A 2,867-nucleotide genomic window follows, 5' to 3' on the forward strand; every position below is an offset into this window, starting at 1 on the left:
GGTGGAGCAGCGCCAGTAAATGGAGCACCACTTAATACAGGAGTAGCAGGTTACTTTATTGCTACTACCGCTACCAATTTTGATATTACAGGATTGACTGCAGGAGTAAGATACCAGTACTATGTTCGTGCAATATGTTCAACGTCAGAAATTAGTACATGGACATTATTGACACCAGGTACTTTTATTACAAAACCTATCAATGATGAATGTTCGGCAGCAATCTCAGTTCCGGTAAATCCTACTCAAGTTTGTTCGGAAACAGTTTCAGGAAATACATTAGGAGGAACAGCTTCAGCGGAAATTTCAACATGTCCAGGAAATGAGAATGACGACGTTTGGTTTAGTTTTGTAGCTACAAATAATATTCACATCGTCAATCTTTTAAACGTAGCAGGATCTACAACAAATATTAGATTCGCTGTTTATGCTGGAATTGATTGTGGAACCGCAAATCAGATATTTTGCAGCGCTACTAATAACAACTCCGCAGTATTGCCAAATATTACTCCGGGTGAGACTTATAGAATTAGAGTGTACACAAATGGAAGTAATGTAAGTCAATCTGCTACTTTTGATGTTTGTGTATCTACACCTCCAAGTCCAGGTGCAAATGATGAACCAATCAACGCAACTCCCGTAACGGTTAACGTTCTGTCAGAATGTTTATTTGTTACTCCAGGAAATCTTATTGGTGCAACAGCAACGCCGGGTGTGTCAAATGCTTGTGTTGGAACTGAAAATGATGACGTTTGGTTCAGCTTTGTGGCACCTTCTTCAACAAATATTATTACATTACAAAATGTTGAGGGAACTACGACTAACTTAAATCATGCAGTTTATAGTGGTACTCCTGATAATTTGGTACAATTATACTGTGGAGCTGCAAATAGCTTGACAAGTACAAATTTAAATTTTGTTATAAATCAAACCTATTATATTAGAGTTTGGTCAAATGGATCAAATAGTGAAGTAGTTACATTTAACGTTTGTGTTAAACCAGTCTCTAGCTGTGGAAATGCAGCTCCTTTCTGTGGAGGAACTGCTGCACAACCGTATATTTTTCCAAATAGCTCGGGCTTACCAAGTGCTGGAGAAGTAGCTTGTTTATTTTCAACGCCAAATCCTACTTACTATACTTTACACGTAGGACAATCTGGGCCAATGAATTTTACAATGGTTCAGAATACAAATATTAGTCCAACAGGTCAATTATTAGGAACAAATCAAGATGTCGATTTCGTAGCTTGGGGACCTTTTACATCTACTGATAGTTGCGACGAGATTGTTTTCGGAGATTGTCCTTCATGTCCTAATAATACAAGTAATCAATCCTTTTATCCTTTCGGAAACATTGTTGATTGTAGTTATTCTGCTAGTTTCACTGAAACAATTTCAATTCCAAATGCACTTGAAGGTGAATACTATATTATATTGATTACCAATTTTAATGGGCAGCCTGGTTTTATAAGCTTAGTGCAAACTAATTTTGATGCGCCAAATGCGGGAACAACTATATGTTGTGATGTTAATTTAGGTGAGGATATCGTAGCTTGTAGCGAATCAGTAACTTTAAATGCTTTGGCAGGTGTACTAGATTTAGAAAACGTACCTGTTACATTTGAGTGGTATTTTAATGATGTTCTAATTGAAGGTCAGACAAACGCAACTATAGTTGTAAATGCGTCAGGTACTTATAAAGTAAAAGGAAATTGTGGTATTAACTTAGTTGATGATACTATTTTAGTAACGTTAAGTCCTCCAATTGTTGCTGCTTCACCAGCAGATTATATTGTTTGTGATATTGCTCCAATGGATGGTTTTGCGCCATTTGACTTAAATACTTTAACAACGGAAGTACTAGGAACTTTGGATCCAACTTTATATACGGTTTCTTACTATGAAGTAGAAGCAGATGCAACAGCTGATGCTCCAAATGCAATTGACCTATCTGTATCATTTACAAATACGGTTACTGAAACACAGACGATTTTCATCCGTGTGGAAAGCAATGCTATCTCAACATGTTTTGCAGTATTGCCAGTTAATTTAATCGTAAATGCACCAGCAAGTGCTGAGTTTGGTTATTCGGCAACTTCATACTGTAAAAATGAAACGCCAAACCCAACTCCAATATATGTGAATGGTGGAGTAGCAGGAGTGTTTTCATCTACTCCAGCAGGTCTTGTAATCAATACCACTACTGGAGAAATTACTTTAGCAACAAGTACTGCAGGAACTTATACTGTTTCAAATGCTGTTGCTGACGCTGGACCTTGTGACGATGTAGTATTCGAAACTACTGTAACAATCAATGAAACAGGAGACGCTTCTTTCACGTATTCCCAAGCAGAATACTGTATTGATAGTGCGACTGCGGTTGTTCCAGTACTTACTGGAAGCGCAACAGCAGGTATGTTCACAGCAACTCCTACTGGATTATCAATTGATGGTACTACTGGAGCTATTAATTTAGCGACGAGTTTACCAGGAGTTTATGAAGTTGCAAATACAATTGCAGGAGCAGGCGCCTGTGGAGAAGTAAGTGCATCATTTACAATTTCACTATTTGCTCCGGCAAATGCTACAATTACTTATAATGACCCATATTGTGCTACTGGTTCAACTGCAGAATTGGTTACAATTACTGGAAGTACAGGTGGAATCTTTAGTTCAACTTCTGGATTAACCATCAATCCTACTACTGGAACAATTGATCCAAGCGCAAGTTCACCAGGTAATTATTTAGTTACGTATACTATAGACAATGGAAATGCTTGTGGTGTATTTAAAACAACAGCAGAAGTTATAGTTAGTCAAGCCATTGACATTGACTTCACGCAAGGGTGTGAGAACAATGCCTATAA

At 37.6% G+C, this 2,867-nt stretch carries 1 pseudogene; it reads left to right on the forward strand.

The features are described 5' to 3' along the window. Positions 1 to 2,867 (forward strand): annotated as a pseudogene (locus H602_RS20115) (hypothetical protein); the annotation flags it as partial.

Origin of the sequence: Flavobacterium tegetincola DSM 22377, assembly GCF_000425485.1 — a bacterium.
In the GTDB taxonomy this organism is placed as follows: Bacteria; Bacteroidota; Bacteroidia; order Flavobacteriales; family Flavobacteriaceae; genus Flavobacterium; species Flavobacterium tegetincola.